This window comes from Polaribacter pectinis, assembly GCF_014352875.1.
In the GTDB taxonomy this organism is placed as follows: domain Bacteria; phylum Bacteroidota; class Bacteroidia; order Flavobacteriales; family Flavobacteriaceae; genus Polaribacter; species Polaribacter pectinis.
Map to the genome: position 1 here is coordinate 1,479,087 of NZ_CP060695.1, position 19,007 is coordinate 1,498,093.

The 19,007-nt window shown below is 30.1% G+C and carries 12 protein-coding genes; all 12 read left to right on the forward strand.

Translation table 11 applies throughout. The features are described 5' to 3' along the window. Window position 1: 1 nt before the first annotated feature. Entirely contained in the window at window positions 2-859 is an 858-nt protein-coding gene (gene prmC / locus H9W90_RS06780; protein ID WP_187483684.1) for a peptide chain release factor N(5)-glutamine methyltransferase, read from the forward strand. 389 nt (window positions 860-1,248) lie between these two features. Beyond that, complete coding sequence (locus tag H9W90_RS06785) at window positions 1,249-2,505, forward strand: 7TM diverse intracellular signaling domain-containing protein (protein ID WP_187483685.1); 1,257 nt, start codon at window positions 1,249-1,251, stop codon at window positions 2,503-2,505. 225 nt (window positions 2,506-2,730) lie between these two features. Continuing rightward, a complete protein-coding gene (locus tag H9W90_RS06790) occupies window positions 2,731-3,150 on the forward strand; it encodes a hypothetical protein (RefSeq protein WP_187483686.1) in 420 nt (139 codons plus the stop codon). Continuing rightward, window positions 3,147-10,613 carry a lectin-like domain-containing protein gene (locus H9W90_RS06795; protein WP_187483687.1) on the forward strand — a complete coding sequence of 2,489 codons (7,467 nt, stop codon included), beginning with the start codon at window positions 3,147-3,149 and terminating at the stop codon, window positions 10,611-10,613. Before H9W90_RS06790 ends, H9W90_RS06795 begins: the two co-directional genes overlap by 4 nt. Before the next feature lie 80 nt (window positions 10,614-10,693). Next, window positions 10,694-12,250: an NAD(P)/FAD-dependent oxidoreductase gene (locus tag H9W90_RS06800; RefSeq protein ID WP_187483688.1), complete on the forward strand. Its 1,557-nt coding sequence runs from the start codon at window positions 10,694-10,696 to the stop codon at window positions 12,248-12,250. 64 nt (window positions 12,251-12,314) lie between these two features. Further along, window positions 12,315-12,752, forward strand: coding sequence for an ATP-dependent zinc protease family protein (locus tag H9W90_RS06805; protein WP_187483689.1), 438 nt, complete (start codon window positions 12,315-12,317; stop codon window positions 12,750-12,752). Next, on the forward strand, window positions 12,752-13,627 hold the full coding sequence (gene rimK / locus H9W90_RS06810) for a 30S ribosomal protein S6--L-glutamate ligase (protein ID WP_187483690.1): 876 nt from the start codon (window positions 12,752-12,754) through the stop codon (window positions 13,625-13,627). The genes H9W90_RS06805 and rimK overlap by 1 nt, the downstream gene beginning before the upstream one ends. Next, complete coding sequence (locus H9W90_RS06815) at window positions 13,617-14,567, forward strand: succinylglutamate desuccinylase/aspartoacylase family protein (protein WP_187483691.1); 951 nt, start codon at window positions 13,617-13,619, stop codon at window positions 14,565-14,567. Before rimK ends, H9W90_RS06815 begins: the two co-directional genes overlap by 11 nt. Window positions 14,568-14,622: 55 nt before the next feature. Then, the gene (locus H9W90_RS06820; protein ID WP_187483692.1) at window positions 14,623-16,128 is read left to right on the forward strand and encodes an energy transducer TonB; all 1,506 of its coding nucleotides are present in this window, start codon (window positions 14,623-14,625) and stop codon (window positions 16,126-16,128) included. A gap of 92 nt (window positions 16,129-16,220) precedes the next feature. Beyond that, the gene (gene trmD, locus H9W90_RS06825; protein ID WP_187483693.1) at window positions 16,221-16,904 is read left to right on the forward strand and encodes a tRNA (guanosine(37)-N1)-methyltransferase TrmD; all 684 of its coding nucleotides are present in this window, start codon (window positions 16,221-16,223) and stop codon (window positions 16,902-16,904) included. 34 nt (window positions 16,905-16,938) lie between these two features. Then, window positions 16,939-18,417 (forward strand): glycosyltransferase family 39 protein, encoded by a 1,479-nt coding sequence (locus tag H9W90_RS06830; RefSeq protein ID WP_187483694.1) that lies wholly within the window; start codon window positions 16,939-16,941, stop codon window positions 18,415-18,417. Between the two features lie 109 nt (window positions 18,418-18,526). Beyond that, window positions 18,527-18,877: a 50S ribosomal protein L19 gene (gene rplS, locus H9W90_RS06835; RefSeq protein ID WP_088354144.1), complete on the forward strand. Its 351-nt coding sequence runs from the start codon at window positions 18,527-18,529 to the stop codon at window positions 18,875-18,877. Window positions 18,878-19,007: the final 130 nt, after the last annotated feature.

A 19,007-nucleotide genomic window follows, 5' to 3' on the forward strand; every position in this document is an offset into this window, starting at 1 on the left:
TATGACTTTAAAAGAATTTAAAATATTTTTTTCTGAAGAACTTTCAGACATATATCCACAAACAGAAATAGAAAGTTTTTTCTTTATTCTTGTTGAAGATAAATTTCAACTACAAAGAATTGATACCGTTATAAAACCAGATTTCTTAATTACAGATCAATATTTATCAGAATTAAAAAACATTACTAAAAGACTTCAAAAAGAAGAACCTCTACAATATATTCTAGGTAAAACAGAATTTTATGGTTTGCGCTTTTTTGTTGATAAAAACACACTAATACCAAGACCAGAAACAGAGGAATTAGTAGCATGGGCTTTGCTTGAGAGTAAAAAATTAAGTAACAATAAACTAAATATTTTAGATATTGGAACTGGAACTGGCTGTATTCCTATTTCTTTAGCAAAAAATTTAGAAAACGTAACAATTTCTGCAGTAGACATTTCTTCGGAAGCTTTAAAGATAGCCAAACGAAATGCTGTTCTAAATAATGTAGAAATAGATTTTAATGAACTAGATATTTTAGAGGCAAAAAAACTACCTCAACAATTCAATATTATTATTTCCAATCCTCCTTACGTTCGAGAATTAGAGAAAGTAGAAATTAAAAATAATGTTTTAGAAAACGAACCTCATCTTGCATTATTTGTTGATGATAAAAACCCATTAATTTTCTATAAAAAAATAGCCGATTTAGCAAAAAAACACCTCACTAAAGATGGTTTGTTGTTTTTTGAAATAAACCAATATTTAAGTACAGAAACGGTTGCAATGTTAGTAGAAAAAGGATTTAAAAATATTGAATTGAAAAAAGACTATTTTGGAAACAATAGAATGATTAAAGCAGGTATAAATACCTGATTTAATCATTTTTTATAAAAGTCGATTTATTTTTTACTATTTTTGAGATACCCTGATTCAAAATTATTTGTAACCATTAACCCATTTCTTATTTTAGAAAAGCATTTTTATTATGAACTATTCATCTACAATTGTTAGGCTGTTATGTTTTTAAATTAAAATACTTAATTAAAAAAATTCCCCCATTGAACAAATCTATTCTCCAAAACTATCTGTTTATATTTTTCTTGTGCTTAATTTTTAATTCTAAAACTTATGCCGAAAACTTCAAGAACACAAAAGATTCTATTGAATTTAACGTTCAGTATTTTAAAGAGGTTAAGGATAGTTCAGAGAAAAACATAATCCACAAAAAATTTAATCAATTACCTAAAAGCAATAGTTTAGGTATGAATAGTGGAACATATTGGTTTAAAGTAGAAGTAAATAAAAACAAAGAGAATTTGGTAGCATTTCTACCAACTCATAACATTAATAGAATAGATATTTACAAGTCTAATAACAATCAATTAAAATATGTTACTTCAACAGGTAATAGTATTTTATTAAATGAAATTCCTGTAGACTACAAATTCCCAGCATTTAAAATTAGTTCAAATAATACAAAAAAAACAACCTTCTATTTAAAAGTAGATTTTCCAAGGGAAGCTAATTTTCCTTTAAAAATAAAAACTGAAAAAGATTTTGTTTCATTTACTATTAAAAAAATAAAAATAAATAGTTTTTATTATGGTTCCTGTATTGTTATTATACTTTTAAATTTATTTCTATATTTTAAATTTAAAAATAATACCTACTTATTCTATCTTCTTTTTGTTGCATCTTTAATGTGTCTATTTCTACTTTTAGATGGTTCATTTATAGATATTTTTAGAGGCAACAATTTTTATTATAAATTAGAATATTTAATTCTTATACCTTGTGAAATTTGGTTTGCCTTGTTTTCTATAAAATTTTTAAATATCCATAAAAGGTATCCTAAATATTACAAATTACTATTAATTCTACCATCACTTACAATCGTTTTATTTTTCCTTTCAATTGTAACTAATAATTACCTTATAGCTGTATTTAGCATTACCATTTCTGTAATGTTAATTTTGCCATTATTTTGGTTTTATGCATTATTTAAAATAAAAGAAATGCCTTATGCAAAATTTTACGTTGTAGGTTTTTTAATATTTGTTCCGTTTTCAATCTATTTTATGTTTGGGTTACCTTGTGGTTTGTGGCAAGTAAATGGAGAAATGTTAACACTTAAAATTTCTAGCTGGTTAGACATGTTTGTTTTTACATATAGCATTATTTTAATGATGCAACATAAAAGAGAAGAAAATGAAAGAGAGATCTTAAATCTGCAAGAAAATCTTCAAAAATTAAGTATTGATAGTTCTATAAAAAAACAAACCTTATTAGAAGATTCTTATTTAATTCTTCTTAAAGAAAATGTTTTAGGAATTGAGCCTTTAACGTTAAGAGAATTAGATGTTCTAAAAGCACTCTCTAAAAATTTAAACAATACAGAAATTAGCAATAAATTGTTTATCTCAAAGAACACTGTAAAGTATCACATTAGAAACATTTATGCGAAAGCTAATGTAAAAACCAGAACAGAATTAAAAACTAAACTCTCCACTTCAGCTTAAATTTAAATAACTAAAAAACAAATACTTACGTACTTGGGTAGGAAAAACCACCCACCTACAATTAGTGATTTCTGTAAAGTTTAATCATTTTTACTGCTGATAAATTTTATACCCAATTTAAGCTAGTTCACTTAATAGGTAATTATACCTGTTTTTAAAACCACGTTTTTATTTAGCTTAAACCTAATATATATTTATCACTTAACTAATCAAACTTAATTTATCATGAACAAAAAAAAACTTTTAAATAGTGTCTTATTATATATGACACTATTTTTTTCAATTTCAGTTCTAGCTCAAAGTGAGCCAGAAGTATTAAAAAACTGGATAGCTCTAGAAGAGGCAGATTTCCATTATGACGTAAGTTATAGTGTAGTAAAATGTAATCCCAATTCTAAACCTACCGTTTTAATTAATGCTTTTAATGAAGATGGCACAAACCCCAAAGTAGGTTTTACCCTTAACTTTTCAGACAATAATGGTAACACTGCACAAGTTGTAGTTGCTCCATTTACTTCAAAATTAGGAGATATGTTTATAGCTTCTTGCAGTTCAGAAAAATATTCTAACTTAAAGTTTGATTATCCTGAAAATATAGATCTAACAACTGTTAAGGTTGAAATAACTTATCAAACTCAATCATGAAAAAATTAGCATATTTAATAATAGTAATTTTCTGCTTGGGAGTAAGTGGAAAAACGGTTGCACAATGTATAGATAAACCTATAATAAATGACTTTTCTCCAAAAACAGGTTTTATAGGAAGTACAGTAACAATCACAGGAGCCAATTTTAGTGCAACTCCAACTCAAAATCAAGTGTTTTTTGGAGCTACACAAGCAACAGTAGTTTCATCTTCTTTTGGAACAATAGAAGTAAGAGTACCTGAAGGAAGTACAACTGCTTTAATAAGTGTTAAGAACCAATGTAACTTATCAGCTTATTCTAAAACACACTTCAATGGAGTTTTTTGTCCAACGCCACTTACAGCCACTTCTTATCAAAATACTGCGCAAGAATTAGCGGGTATTAGAGGAGCCTATAATATGCTTTCTCAAGATATGGATAATGATGGAAAACCAGAGGTTATATCAGCTACAAGCAATGGTATTACTATTGCAAAAAACAATAGTACTCCTAGTAATATTAATTTTACAGCAAATAATTTTAGTGGTCAATTTAATTCTTTAACAACAGCAGATTTTGATGGTGATGGGTTTAAAGATATTGCTTCTAACGGAGGTGTATTTAGAAATACATCTGCTGGAGCTGGTAACATAGGTTTAGTTTATGTAACTGACTCTAAATCTGTTTCTAATTATCAAATAGGTTCTGGAGATTTTAACAATGATGGTAAAATTGACATTATTGGAGAATTTGGAGGAAGTGTTTGGGTAGCTTTTAACACAAGTACTGGTCCTGGAAATATTAATTTTTCTGCTAGACAATTAGTAGCTTCTGGAATAGGTAGATGTACTGGTATACAAGTTGCTGATGTTGATGGTGATGGAAAAGCAGATTTTTTAGCTTCACAAGGTCAGTCAAATAGAGCAACTTCAATAAGAAATATAACATCAAATGGAAGTACAACTGCTTCATTTGAAACTCCAGAATATTGGGCTTCAGATGCTAATCCTGCAGATGGTTTTGGAACTTTTCCATATAGAGCAATGATTGCAGACTTTGATAAAGATGGTAAAATTGATTTTACATCTTGTAATTATCAAGGAAATACAAATACAGCTATTTGGAGAAATATTTCTACGGTTGGAAATATTTCTTTTGCTACTGTTGTAAACATCGATTCTCCAGCAGCTAATTACAGAATTGGTGTGGGTGATGTAGATGGTGATGGGTATCCAGATATTGTAACAAAATCTTTAGGAATAAATGTATTTTCTGTATATAGAAATACAACTTCTACTGCGGGAACCCCAAGTTTTGCTCCAAGATTCGATTATACCTCTTCTAATAGAGCTGAAGTTTCTGGTATTGTAATTGGTGATTTAGATGGTGATTTTGTTCCTGATATTGCTACTTCAGGAATTAGTAGTAATACTATACGTTTTCATAGAAATACTGGGGGGCAAAATGACGTAACTCCACCAACTGTATCTTGTAAAAATATTACAGTGGCATTAAGTCCAGCTGGTACTATTACAATTACTCCAGAAATGATAGATAACGGTTCAGGTGATGCCTGTGGTATAGAATCTTTAGTTTTATCTCAAGTAGACTTTACATGTGCTGACATTGGAGAAAATACGGTTACGTTAACAGCTACTGATGGTGCAGGTAACCAAGCTACTTGTACAGCTACAGTAAATGTACAACCAGCAGCTATTATAGTTGCAGGACAAAGTACAGTTTGCCAAGGAGAAACTGTAGAATTGAATGCGAATAATGGTGATTCATACCAATGGAAAAAGGATGGAATAGATCTTTTTGGTGCAATTTTCCAAAATTATGTTGCAACAACTTCAGGAAATTATACAGTTGTTGTTACAAATAACGGGGGTTGTTCTGGAGAATCTTTACCAACTCCTGTAGTTGTAAACGATAATCCTACTGTAGATATTTCTCCAAGTGGTACTGCTGTTTTATGCCCACCTAATAATTCTACAACTTTAACAGCAACACAATCTTCTATTTATCAATGGATAAAAGACGGTGTAGATATTCCAGATGCAACTCAACAAACTTACGAAGCTACATCTGCAGGTAATTATAGTGTTCGAGTTATTGATTTATTTGGTTGTTCTGCAATTTCAGAACCTACAACTGTTTCAGCAAATTCAGCAGAAATTGAAATTTCTAATAACGGAACAAACGTTGCAAACGGAGCAACTACAGTTGTAGATGGTTTTAATCTTGATTATGGCAATGTATTACCTAATAATTCTTACGATACATTAATTACTATTGATAATACAAGCTCAACTGCTAATAATGCAATTTTAGATGTAGATATTGCAATTTCTGGTCCAGATGCCCAATATTTATCTATCGTAGGTTTAACATCACCCGTAGCTATTTCCCCTGGAACTCAAGCTAATTTCACTCTAGTGTTTAATGGTCCAGACCTAAGAGCTTATAATGCAATTGTTACTATTTTAAGTAATGATTGTAACGAAAGTTCAACTTCTATAAACGTTACAGCTGAAATAACTTGTGAGGCAGCATCTTTTACATCTATTCCAGAAAATATTACTGCAAATAATGATGAAGATGTATGTGGTGCGTTAATAGATTATGAAGTTATAACGGCAGGAAATCCAACACCAGAGTTAACTTACTCTTTTAGTGGTGCTACTTCTGGAAACGGAAATGGATCTGGTACAGGAATGTTATTTAATGTGGGAACTACAACTGTAACATTAAACCTACAGAATGCTTGTGGAAACGAAACAGAAACTTTTGACGTTACAGTTGCGGATAATCAAAGTCCAAATATTGTTTTAAATAATATAACTGTAGTATTAGATGCAAATGGAAACGCTTCAATTACTCCAGAAATGATAGACAATGGTTCTTCAGATAATTGTGCTATAGATACAATTACAATTTCACCAAATCTATTTACTTGTGCAAATTATGGCGAAAACACAGTTACTTTAACAGTAACAGATATAAATGGTAATTCTAATACTGGAACAGCAATTGTAACAGTTGATGATGGTACTATGCAAACAAGTTTTAACCAAGCTGATTATATAAACATTGGAAATTCTAATTATTTAGGAAATGATGAATATAGATTAACAAGCGCAGTTGGTGGACAATTTGGTGCTGTTTGGTATCAAAATAAATTAAATCTTTCAACTGATTTTGAGTTAGACTTTGATGTATATCTTGGAAACAATGACGGTGGTGCAGATGGAATGGCTTTTGTATTACAGCCATTAAGCACCAATCAAGGTTCAAGTGGTGGTGGTTTAGGATATTTAGGAATAAGCCCTTCATTAGCCGTAGAATTTGATACCTATAGCAATACATCTGACCCAGGACAAGACCATGTAGCATTAATGAAAAACGGAGACGTGAATCATTTTTCTTCAAATAATCTTTCTGGACCTCATGTTGTATCTAATTTAGAAAACGGAGCTTATCATAATGTAAAAATATCTTGGATAAAAGCAACAAATAACTTCACGGTTGTTTTCAATGGAAATACAATAATCAACTATAATAGTGATATTGTTAATGATATATTCTCTGGAAACAACGGAGTTTTCTGGGGATTTACAGCAGCAACTGGTTATTTTAATAACGAGCACAAAGTTAAAATAAACACTGTTACCTTTAAGGAAGAACTGAATGTTAGCGCTAATTCAATAACTGCTGCTTCTTGTCCAGATTCTTCAGATGGTGCAATAGACATTAATATTTCATCAGCAAACCCTTGTACAACCTACAGTTGGAGTAATGGAGCAACAACTCAAGATATTACGGGTTTAAATCCTGGTGATTATACAGTTACCATTACAAATGCAGATGGAACAAGTATTTCAGAAACTTATACAGTTACTGGAGATGTTACTTCTCCACAGTTCTTAACAACAGAAACTGCAATCATTTTTTTAGATGAAAACGGAGTTGCAACTTATGATACAAATTCTTTTAACGTTAATACTGTTACAGATAACTGTGCAATAGATAGATTCGAATTCGACAAAACAGTTTATAATTGTAATGAAGTTGGTTTTCATACCATAAATGTTACTGCTTTTGATACAAGTGGAAATTCTACTATTGGAACTATTAATTTAGAAGTTCGTGATGAAATTGCCCCATTAGTACAAGGGCAAGATATTTCTGTAACACTTACTGCTAATGGAACTGTAAGTATTGTTGCTAATGACGTGTTAGTTTCTGGTTCAGATAATTGTGGACCTGTTACCTACACAATCAGTCAAAATACATTTACGGCAACAGACGCTATAAATAGTCCAGTTACAGTTCAATTAACAGCAACAGACGCTAATGGAAACACAACTACTGTTCCAGTTTTAGTAACTGTTATTGATCCTGTTCCTGTTGTAATAACGCAAGATATTATTGTAGAATTAGATGCTAATGGAAATGTTACTATTACTCCAAATCAAATAGATAATGGTTCTAATTCTGTAGTTGGTATTGCAAATTTAGAATTAGACAACACTTCTTTTAATTGTTCTAATATAGGCGTACCAGTAACTGTAACCTTAACTGCAACAAGTACTTTAGGAAGAACAGCAACAGGAACTGCTACAGTTACCGTTTTAGATACAACTGCACCAAATGTAATTACGCAGAACATAGTTGTTCAGTTAGATGAAAATGGAAATGCATCAATTACTCCAGAAATGATCAATAATGGTTCTTCTGATAATTGTGGTATAGAAGACATATCTCTTGATATTACAAACTTTTCTTGTAACAATATTGGAAATAATCAAGTTATATTAACTGTTAAGGATATAAATGGAAACCTTTCTAACAGTACAGCAAATGTTGTTGTAGAAGATACTATTTCTCCAACAATAGCTATACAGAATATTACTGTTCCTTTAAACGAAAACGGAATTGCAAATTTCACTGTAGACATGATTAACAATGGAACTACAGACAATTGCGCAATTGCAAGTTTAGAACTTTCAGAAACAACTTTTGCATGTAGCAATCTTGGTGAAAACACAGTTACTTTTACTGCAACAGATGTAAATGGGAATGTATCTACAGAAAATGTTATTGTTACTGTAATCGATGAAATTGCACCAACAGTAATTACAAAAAACATAGAAGTTTATTTGGATGCAAGCGGAAATGCTTCAATTACTCCAGAAATGGTAGACAATGGTAGTTATGACAACTGTACATTCTCTTTAAGTTTAGACACAACTACTTTTAGTTGTAACAATACTGGAGACAATATTGTAAGTTTAATAGCTATTGATGCAAGTGGTTTACAAACTACTCAACAAACAACTGTTACAGTAATTGATTCTATTTTACCTACTGCAGTTTCTCAAGACGTTACTGTTCAGTTAGATGAAAACGGAAATGCATCAATTACACCAGAAATGATTAATAATGGCTCTTCAGATAATTGTACGTTTACAACTTCTTTAGATGTTTTAGACTTTACATGTACAAATGTTGGTGAAAATTTAGTAACATTAACTGTTAGAGATGCAAGTGGTAATACAACTACTTCTTCATCTACTGTTACTGTTATAGATTCTGTTCCTGCAGAAGTTATCACACAAAATATCAATGTATATTTAGATGAAAATGGAAATACCTCAATAGTTGTAGAAGATATTAATAATGGGTCTAATGATGCCTGTGGAATTGAAACTTTAACTTTAGATGTTACCAATTTTAGTTGTGATACTTTAGGAGAAAACACAGTTACTTTAACAGCAACTGATGTAAATGGAAACATAAGCTCTAATACAGCTATAGTAACTGTTATTGATAACATTGCTCCTACAGTTGGTACACAAAACATTTCTGTTGAATTAGACGCTAACGGTAATGCAACAATAACGCCACAAGACGTATTAATTACTTCTGAAAGCGATATAGAAACTGGAGAAGAATGCGATGTTACTGATGCTAAATACCACGCAATGTATTTAAATGGTTATGTAAAAAATTATAATCAACATAAAACTGTTGCATCTTCTAAAAAGAAAGAAATTGACTTTAGTAGTAAAGGTGATGCTTCAAGACATTGGGGAGCTCGTTATATTTTTGATGCAGATGGAGGTAAAATAACCAAAAACTTAGATGGTACTGCTTCTGTTGTTGGAACTTTAGTAAATAAATACGATAGTAATGACAAATGGATTGTAACTCTAAACCTAAAAAACGCTAGTAATTGGACAGAATGGAGCGCAATGGGTAGAAGCTGGAAAGGAAATCCTTGGAGTGTTCGTGGTGAATATAAAAATTGGATGTATTATGAAATGGCAGAAGGAAGTAATCTTACAGGTGCAGGAAATAATACAGGAACTGTTACAAACATTTACCATGCGCCAACAAGTTTAAAATACGGTGTCCAATTAGGCAACAAAGCAAACTTACAAGATTCTAATTTTGGCTTAAGCGGTTGGTTCTATTATAAAAATAGATATAATTGTTGGGAACAGGGAGATTTCAATTTTAACGTTTCTAATTGTTCAGATTTAGCTATTCCAGAAGAAACTGTTATTACAAGTGACAACTGTAGTATATCAAGTTATACTTTAAGTCAAGATTCTTTTGGTTGTGACGATTTAGGTGAAAACACTATACAAGTTTCAGTAACAGACCAAAGTGGTAACACTACAACTAAAGATGTAATTGTTAATGTTCTTGGAGATAAACCAACTGTTACTATTGATGATTTTTATGCTGTAAAATATCAAAAGAAAAATACCATTTTCTTGGGATATGCAGAAAGCATTTACTTATGCCCTACTGTTACAGGTGGAACTGGATTTACCTATGAATGGACAGATGATTCTGGTAATGTTATTTCAACTGAAAAATTACCAAAAGTAAGTCCGAAGTTTACAACGACTTATACAGTTACAGTAACAAATTCTAATGGTTGTACTGCAACAGACTCTATAGAAGTTTGTGTAATAGATGCAAGAAGTACAAAATCTAATGGTCATAATTACAGAGGTAACTCTCATCATCATGGTCATAATAACGATAAAGTTATCATTTGTCATCATACAAGAAAACATGGTCAAATTAAGCATAAGGAAATAAGTGTAAGCAAAAATTCTGTAAGAGCTCACTTATGGCATGGAGACAAATTAGGTTCTTGTAATGCTACTTGTATTTCAGAAGGAGATGTTGTAGTAACTCCTAACGTAGAAGTTTCTCTATATCCAAATCCATCATCAGGAGTTTTTAATGTAAAAGTTGAAAATTTAGAAAAAGATGCAACTGTTTACTTATATAATATCTATGGAAGAATTATCCAAAAAAGATATATAAGAGCAAGATCTGGAGAGAATAAAGTTGTAATGGGAAGTTATAGACTAAAACAAGGAGCATACGTGGTTAAGGTGATAACAGATGGAACTGTTTACACACAAACAATCCTTATAGAAAGATCACGATATTAAATTACATTTTTTAATTAATTAGGGGAAAAAGAGGGGCAAACAATAGTTTGTCCCTTTTTAAATTTAATTACTTTTGTAAAATGGTTAAAGAAATTCAGCTTCGTGTAAATTTAATAGAAGAACGTAAAGAAAATATTCTGCTATACAAAGCTGCCAAAAAATTAGATGTTGATAAAAGTGAAATTTCCGCAGTAAAAGTCTTGCGAAAATCTATTGATGCTCGTAAAAAAGATATCATTTTCAATTACAAGGTAGCCGTTTATGTAAATGAGCAGGTTCCAGAAAAATCTGATTATATTTTTGAATATAAAGATGTTTCAAAAGCAAAGGAAGTTCATATTATTGGTTTTGGCCCTGCAGGAATGTATGCTGCATTGCGCTGTATAGAATTAGGCTACAAACCTATCGTTTTAGAACGTGGAAAAAATGTACAAGACAGACGTAGAGATTTAAAAGCAATTAATCAAGATCATTTTGTAAACGAAGACTCTAATTATTGTTTTGGTGAAGGTGGTGCTGGAACCTATTCCGACGGAAAATTATACACCAGAAGTTTAAAGCGTGGAGATGTACGTAGAATTTTCGAAAACTTGGTTTACCATGGTGCAACAGAGCAAATTTTAATAGATGCACACCCACATATTGGAACCAATAAATTACCAAAGATAATTCAGAATATTCGTGAGAATATTATAAAGTTTGGAGGGGAAATTCATTTTGAAACTCGTGTTACAGATTTTGTTGTAAAAAACAATAAATTAGAAGCAATTCAACTTCAAAATGGTCAAGAAATGACTGTAAACGCTGTTATTTTAGCAACTGGACATTCTGCTAGAGATATTTATGAATTGTTACATAAAAAAGAAATTGCTATTAAAGCAAAGTCTTTTGCAATGGGCGTTCGTGTAGAACACCCACAAGAAATAATAGATAAAATTCAATATCATTGTGCTGGAGAAAGAGATGAATTATTACCGGCAGCAGCTTACAGTTTAGTTCAACAAGTTAACAACAGAGGCGTATACTCTTTTTGTATGTGTCCTGGAGGATTTATTGTTCCTGCAGCAACTGCAAATGGAGAAGTTGTTGTTAATGGAATGTCTCCATCTAGAAGAAATAATAAGTTTGCAAATTCAGGAATTGTAGTTGAATTAGATATCGATCAAGATTTTAAGAAATACGAAAAATTTGGCCCATTAAAAGGTCTAGAATTTCAGAAAGATTTAGAGAAAATTGCTTTTTTTGCAGGTGGAAGAACACAAACTGCTCCTGCACAAAGATTGGTAGATTTTGTAGATGGCAAATTGTCTACAGATTTAAATGAAACCTCATATCAACCAGGGTTAAAATCTGCTCCACTACACTCTCTTTTACCAAGAATTATTGGCAGTAGATTACGTAAAGGTTTTGCTGCTTTCGGCTCTAAAATGCATGGTTATTATACTAATGAAGCTAATATTGTTGGTGTAGAATCTAGAACTTCATCACCTGTAAACATTCCAAGAAAAGAAAATTTAGAACACACAGAAATAGAAGGATTATTTCCTTGTGGCGAAGGTGGTGGTTATGCTGGCGGAATTGTTTCTGCAGCCATGGATGGAGAACGTTGTGCAGAAGCTGCAATTGCTAAATTATAATTTTTTGATATTTATAAATATAAGTCAATAACTATCAGTAATTTTACGTCATTAATTTATCTAAATGAAAATAACTATTGGTAGAGTTGATAAGGCAGATTTCCCTGAATTATCATTATCCGAAATTGATTTAAAAGTAGATTCAGGTGCTTACACATCTTCTATTCATTGTTCTAACATTAAAGAAATTGTTTTAAATGATGAAAGTTTAATTCAGTTTACGTTGTTAGACCCAGAGCATCCTTTCTATAATAATAAGGAGTTTACTTTTAAAAACTATTCTTCTAAAATTGTAAAAAGTTCAAACGGAATTTCAGAAAAGCGTTTTATGATTCAAACAGAAATCATAATTTTCAATACTACTTTTCCTATTTATTTGACATTAAGCGAGCGTAAAGACATGAAATTTCCTATATTATTAGGAAGGAAATTTTTAAATAAAAAATTCGTGATAGATACAGCAAAGAAAAATTTATCACACAAATTAAAATATAAAAAATAATGAGAATTGTAATTTTATCTAGAAATCCAAAACTATATTCAACAAGAAGATTGGTGGAAGCAGCACAAAAGAGGAAACATGAAGTAATAGTCGTGGATCATTTAAAATGCAATATCGAAATAGAAAAAAAATCTCCAAAGATTTTTTACAAAGGAGAGTATTTAGATAATATCGATGCAATTATCCCAAGAATTGGTGCTTCTGTTACTTTTTATGGTACAGCCGTAATTCGTCAGTTTGAAATGATGAAAGTTTTTACTGCAGTTTCCTCAATAGCATTAACAAGATCTAGAGATAAGTTAAGCAGTTTACAAATTTTAGCTAGAGCTGGTGTAGGTTTACCAAAAACGGTTTTTACCAATTACACAAAAGATGTAGAGCACGTTATACAATCTGTTGGTGGAACTCCATTGGTTTTAAAATTATTAGAAGGAACACAAGGTTTAGGTGTTGTTTTGGCTGAAACACCAAATGCAGCAACTTCTGTATTAGAAGCTTTTAATGGTTTAGGAGCAAGAGTAATTGCACAAGAATTTATTAAAGAAGCTGGTGGTGCAGATATTAGAGCTTTTGTAGTTGATGGAAAAGTAATTGGCGCAATGAAACGACAAGGTAAAGAAGGAGAATTCCGTTCTAATTTACACAGAGGTGGAAATGCAAATGTTATTGAGTTAACAGACGAGGAAGAAAAAACAGCTTTAAAAGCTACAAAAGCAATGGGATTAGGTGTTGCAGGCGTAGATATGTTGCAATCTTCAAAAGGACCATTAGTTTTAGAAGTAAATTCTTCTCCTGGTTTAGAAGGAATAGAAGTTGCAACTGGTAAAAATATAGCAAAAGAAATTATCCGTTATTTAGAATTAAATGTCGAGTAAACCATTTACTCTTTTAGGAAAAGTAATTCCTGAAGGAAAACGTACAGTTTTAGATTTAAAAGTAGCTAAATTACATACAAGAACTACAGTAAATGTTCCTGTAATTATAGAACGTTCTACAAACCCTGGTCCCGTAGTTTTATTACTAGCAGGTATTCATGGAGATGAAACCAATGGAGTTGGTATTATTAGAGAAATAATAAATCTTCAAATTAACAAACCAAAAAACGGAACCATTATTTGTATTCCTGTTTTTAATATTTTCGGGTATTTAATTCAGACCAGAGAGTTTCCTGACGGAAGAGATTTAAACAGAATGTTTCCTGGTTCTGCAACCGGTTCTTTGGCTAGCCAATTTGCATATCAATTTACAAAAGAAATTGCACCACATGTAGATTATGTTATAGATTTTCATACTGGTGGTGGCGAGAGAGATAATATTTCGCAAATTCGTTGTAATAAAGACGATGAAAAAGCGCTTGAATTAGCCAAAGTCTTTAACCCTCCAATGATTGTTTATTCGAGTAATATTGCAAAATCTTTAAGAGATACATTAAATAAAATGGGGAAAACCATTCTACTATTCGAAGGAGGAAAATCGAAAGAACTTAACCCAACTGTTATAAATGAAGGTGTAAACGGAACAAAAAATGTTTTAATTCATTTAGGTTTAATTGAGGGAGAAATAAGTGTAAGAGCAACACCTGTATATGTAAAAAAAGCAAAGTGGTTGAGAGCACAACATTCAGGTATGTTTCAAATTAGAGTTAGAAATGGGGCTTTTGTTAAGAAAAAAGAAGTTTTAGGTGTTATTCAAGATCCTTTTGGAGAGTTTAAAAAGAAAATTTATGCGCCTGAAAACTGTCATATTTTCTGTGTAAATCAAACTCCTATTGTAAATAAAGGTGATGCTTTGTTTCATATTAGTTTGCAAGAATAGTTTTTTCAATTTTAAAGAAATCATAATTACCTACAAATTAGCAAGAAGAAAATCTATGAAAAACCTTTTTTTAAGCACACTCCTAACCATATTTGCAGTATGCATTTCCCAATCTCAAAACAACTTTAATTATCAAGAGTTTTCAAACCCCAACCCTAAAAATGAGTTGTCTTTATTTTTTAAGAAAGAAGTACCTAAAAAGCTTTTAAAAAAGGCTGTTTTTCTTCCAAAGAACAACAATATCGTATTGTCTTTTTCTATCAATAAAGAAAATAAACCTTATCGAATTTCAGTAACTAACTATAGTTCTAAAGAGCTTAAAAAAGCTATTATAGAAGCTTTTAAAAAGTATCCTTTAGAAAATTTAAATTTAGAAACTTTAGATAAAAGAAATAGATATCATTTTCAAATAATATCTAAAAATAAGTCTAAAAACATATTTAATTGTAGTTCTAAAATCATAATAGAAACTCCTTCTATCTGTGAACCATGTAAAGATCTAGAGTTTTTCGAAGACCTAAAAAATTGTTTAAATTTAGAAGTGAAAAAATATTTTTATGAAAATGCAGACTTTAATTTATTAAACAATTTATTTAATTTAGACCAATCTAAATTAAAAGATGAAAAAGATATTGAGCTGTACTTGTATGAAGAAATAGATTTACATATAAGTTTTTTAATCTCTGAAAATGGTCAGTTGAAGAATAAAAAAACTAATGTGCCATCTGTTTTTAGAGATGAAGTTTCTAGACTTTTAGAAACTTTTTCAGCAAACATAAAATCGGGTACCTTTAATGGTAAAGAAAATAAACCTACACATAGTTTTACTATTAAGTATAAAAAAGGAGAAAAACCTGTTTATAAAGATCGAAATTCTAGCTATGCTAATTATACGAAACCATCTATTGAAAACGAGCTTTCTAAATTTTATTCAAAAAGATTGACTGAAGATTTTTTAAAAACCGTAAATTTAAATAGAATAAAAAATAGACTAACTATCTCTTTCGAATTAGACAAAAAGAACAAGCCATTTAACATTAAAACCAGCGCAAGATCTAAAACAGTTGAAGATAAAATTATTACAATTTTTAAAGAATACCCAATTGAAAAATTAAATTTTACTGACAAAAGAAATTTTAATAATTATATCATTCAAATTTTATCTTTTAAAGAAGGTAAAATTATAGTGAATACAGATTCATTAATTGGTTATGAAAGAGTTCCTATTTTTCCTGGATGCGAAAATTCTAAAGATGTTTCTGATGTAAAAAAATGCTTCAGTAGAGGAATACAACAACATTTTGCCCATAAATTTGACGCAAGTTTACCAAATAGACTTGGCTTATCTCCTGGAAGATTGCGAATAACTATCAGTTTTAAAATTGATAAAGAAGGAAAAGTAACACAAGTTATCACAAGAACTAGCAGACCTAGTGCATCAATTAAAGCAGAAGTTGCAAAAGTTATGAAAACTGTACCAAAAATGATTTCTCTACCAATGCAAAATGGTAAAGCAGTAAATATAAAATATGCTATTCCTTTTACCTTAATTGTAGAGTAGTTTGGTTTGTTTTTAAACTTTAAAAATATAACTTGACTTAAACTTTCTAAAAACTCTATTTAATAAAAATCTAAAAAACTTACATTTGCAATATGCGAATAGATATTATTTCAGTTGCTCCAGATTTATTAGAAAGCCCGTTTAATCATTCTATTATTAAACGAGCTAAAGAAAAAGGTTTGGCAGAAATTATTATTCATGATTTACGTGAATACGGTTTAGGTAACTACAAACAAATAGACGACACACAATTTGGCGGTGGCGCAGGAATGGTTATGATGATTGAGCCGATTGCCAATTGCATTAGAAAATTACAGTCAGAAAGAGTCTATGACGAAGTTATTTATATGACTCCAGATGCAAAAACCCTAAATCAATCTACAGCAAATACACTTTCTCTAAAAGAAAACATCCTTATTTTAACAGGGCATTATAAAGGTGTAGACCAAAGAATTAGAGAACTATTTATTACCAAAGAAATTTCCATTGGAGATTACGTTTTAACAGGTGGTGAATTGGCTGCTGCAGTTTTAGTAGATGCTGTTGTTCGCTTAATTCCTGGTGTAATTGGGGATGAACAATCTGCATTAACAGATTCTTTTCAAGATAATTTATTATCTCCACCAGTATATACAAGACCTTCAGATTTCGAAGGAAATAAAGTACCTGATATTTTATTGTCTGGTAATTTTCCTAAAATTGATGACTGGAGAAGTGAAAAAGCATATGAAAGAACAGAACAAATAAGACCAGATCTTTTAGATGAAACCTCGTAAAGGTTTAAAAATATGAATTTCTTAATGTGAGAATTTGAATACAATAAAAACGCTTATAAAAAATAACAAAGCCATTTCTTGGGTTTTAGGTTTTCAATTATTTAGATTGATTTTACTCCCGTTCATGGGTTTAATGCCACAAGATGCTTACTATTATTTATACGGCCAAAATTTATCACTTTCTTATTTCGATCATCCAGGGATGATTGGTTATATATTAAGAATTTTTACAGAAATTTTTGGAAAATCAATTTTTACTATAAAGTTTGCAGATTTTATAATTACATCTTTAACAATTTTAAGTTTTTACAAATTAGCTTCCTACTTTTTATCTAAACAAAAATTACAGAGAGCATTCATTTTATTAGCTTCCACCATTTTTATTTCTATACTATCATTCAATTCTACTCCAGATGTTCCATTGCTATTATTTTGGACATTAAGTTTAATTTGTTTGTACAAAGCTATTTTTGAAAACAAAAAAATATTTTGGATTTTAGGTGGATTAGCAATGGGATTGGCTTTTGATAGTAAATATACTGCCCTATTATTGCAAATAGGTTTAATAGCTTTTTTATTATTCTCTAACAAATACAGAAAATTATTATTATCTCCTTGGTTTTGGCTTTGCTTATTAATTTCTGTAGCAGCAACATTTCCTGTTTGGTATTGGAACTATCAAAATGAGTTTGCATCATTTGCATTTCAATCTTCAGAAAGAACAAGTTCTATTTCTGAATTTAAAATTTCTCCAAATTATTTCTTTGGGGCAATTGGGCATCAAATGTTTTTATTATTGCCCGTTTTATTTTTAATATTCATCACTTTTACTTTTAAATATTTAAAACGAATAGTAACAAAATTTAAGTTTCCAAAAGCAAAAACTTTATTTTTATTAGCCTTTTTTGTTCCTACTTTCGTTGGTTTTTTTGCCCTTACTCCTATTTACTGGGTAAAATTAAATTGGATGATGCCATCTTACATTACAGGAATAATAATTGCTGGAATGTTTATTAGCAAGAGATTACTGAAAATTCAAGTCATATTTTCTATCGTTTTTCATTTACTTGTAAGCTTACAAATAATATTTTATTTAGTGCCCATTAAAAGTGATGATACTTGGGTTGGTTGGAAAGAATTAGCTATTGAGACAGAAAAATTACAAGATAAATATACAGATACTTTTATCTTTTCTGAAGACAATTACAAGACATCTGCCTGTTTAAACTTCTTTATGGATGAAAAAGTATATGCACAGAATATTATAGGTTTACCAGCTTTACATTTCGATTATTTAGGAGATGATTTATCAACATTAAAAGGACAAAATGCCATTTTTATAGATTCAGACAAACGTTTTAAAGATAAAAACAAGTTGGGTAAAATAAATCCGTTATTAGCTCAATATTTTAATAATGTAACTGAATTAGAGCCAATAATCGTAAAAATTAACGGTAAAGAGAGTAGAAAATTCTGGATTTTCTATTGTACTGACTATCAACCAAAAAAATAATTAAAATTAGTTTTTATCAACTAAAAATAATTACTACTTTTGCAACCGCTAAATTAACCTCTGACGAAGAAATCGTGAACGTTGCTTTACAAAATAATAAATATTTAATATGGAAGCTTTAATAAAATTTGTACAAGACGAATTTGTAACAAAAAAAGAATTTGCAGAATTTGCTGCTGGTGATACAATTACAGTGTATTACGAAATTAAAGAGGGAGAAAAAGTAAGAACACAGTTTTTTAGAGGTGTTGTTATACAAAGAAGAGGAACTGGTCTTTCTGAAACTTTTACAATCAGAAAAATGTCTGGTACTGTAGGTGTAGAAAGAATCTTTCCTGTAAACTTACCTTCTATTCAAAAAATTGAAGTTAATAAAAGAGGTAAAGTACGTAGAGCTCGTATTTTCTACTTTAGAGGTCTTACTGGTAAGAAAGCTAGAATTACTGAAAAAAGAAGATAATCTTTTTCAAATAAAAGTATTAAAAAGCGTTGTGAATTTTCACAACGCTTTTTTTATGAACAAATGTTAACAACCGAAGTTAATAATGTGTTGATTTCTAATTCCTTAAAAATTTTGTAATAATTGAAAT

Bases quoted from the DNA above. Each gene is read 5' to 3' on its own strand.
- trmD (WP_187483693.1), top strand. From the start codon at position 16,221: ATGCGAATAGATATTATTTCAGTTGCTCCAGATTTATTAGAAAGCCCG.
- H9W90_RS06790 (WP_187483686.1), top strand. From the start codon at position 2,731: ATGAACAAAAAAAAACTTTTAAATAGTGTCTTATTATATATGACACTA.
- H9W90_RS06785 (WP_187483685.1), top strand. From the start codon at position 1,249: ATGAATAGTGGAACATATTGGTTTAAAGTAGAAGTAAATAAAAACAAA.
- rimK (WP_187483690.1), top strand. From the start codon at position 12,752: ATGAGAATTGTAATTTTATCTAGAAATCCAAAACTATATTCAACAAGA.
- H9W90_RS06800 (WP_187483688.1), top strand. From the start codon at position 10,694: ATGGTTAAAGAAATTCAGCTTCGTGTAAATTTAATAGAAGAACGTAAA.
- H9W90_RS06815 (WP_187483691.1), top strand. From the start codon at position 13,617: ATGTCGAGTAAACCATTTACTCTTTTAGGAAAAGTAATTCCTGAAGGA.
- H9W90_RS06805 (WP_187483689.1), top strand. From the start codon at position 12,315: ATGAAAATAACTATTGGTAGAGTTGATAAGGCAGATTTCCCTGAATTA.
- rplS (WP_088354144.1), top strand. From the start codon at position 18,527: ATGGAAGCTTTAATAAAATTTGTACAAGACGAATTTGTAACAAAAAAA.
- prmC (WP_187483684.1), top strand. From the start codon at position 2: ATGACTTTAAAAGAATTTAAAATATTTTTTTCTGAAGAACTTTCAGAC.
- H9W90_RS06820 (WP_187483692.1), top strand. From the start codon at position 14,623: ATGAAAAACCTTTTTTTAAGCACACTCCTAACCATATTTGCAGTATGC.
- H9W90_RS06795 (WP_187483687.1), top strand. From the start codon at position 3,147: ATGAAAAAATTAGCATATTTAATAATAGTAATTTTCTGCTTGGGAGTA.